This window comes from Streptomyces sp. SID12501, from assembly GCF_010550245.1.
Taxonomy (GTDB): domain Bacteria; phylum Actinomycetota; class Actinomycetes; order Streptomycetales; family Streptomycetaceae; genus Streptomyces.
The window spans coordinates 1-720 of the sequence record NZ_JAAGLU010000189.1 but is presented as its reverse complement, the minus strand read 5'-3'; the positions used below and the strand labels follow the sequence as shown (position 1 = coordinate 720).

The window sequence follows — 720 nt, the reverse complement described above, 5'->3', positions numbered from 1 at the left end:
GTCCATCAGCGCGTCGTCGCCCAGGTCGGTGTCGTGGTGCGCACCGAGGTAGGCGTCGATCACGGCCTGGTCGGCCATCACCTCCGACGGCGGGCCCTCCGCGACCACCTGCCCCTGCGCCATGACGACGACCCAGTCGGAGATGTGCCGCACCATGTGCATGTCGTGCTCGACGAACAGCACCGACGTGCCGGAGTCGCGCAGGTCGGTGATGTGCCCGAGCAGCGACTGCGTGAGCGCGGGGTTCACGCCCGCCATCGGCTCGTCGAGCATGACGAGCGCGGGGTCGGACATCAGCGCGCGCGCCATCTCGAGGAGCTTGCGCTGCCCGCCGGACAGCGAGCCGGCGAAGTCGTCCTTCTTGGCGTCGAGCTTGAACCGCTCGAGCAGCGACATCGCCTTGTCGGTGATCTCGCGCTCGCGCGCGGCCCACAGCGGCTTCACGAGCGCCGCGAACAGCCCTTCTCCCGGCTGGTCGCGCGCGCCGAGCCGCATGTTGTCGAGCACCGTCATGCGCGCGAGCGCCTTCGTGAGCTGGAACGTGCGGACCATGCCGGCCTTCGCGACGCGCGACGCCGCGACACCCGCCAGCGGCGTGCCGTCGAACACCCACGTGCCCGTGTCGGGCTTGTCGAACCCCGTCATGAGGTTGAAGAACGTGGTCTTGCCCGCACCGTTGGGGCCGATGAGCGCCGTGATGACTTTCTTCTTCACCTCGAG

Annotated in this window: 1 protein-coding gene; it reads right to left on the bottom strand. The window is 69.3% G+C overall.

The features are described 5' to 3' along the window. Positions 1–720: ABC transporter ATP-binding protein (locus G3I71_RS45155; RefSeq protein WP_164324719.1), on the bottom strand; the 720-nt coding region annotated here is incomplete at both ends.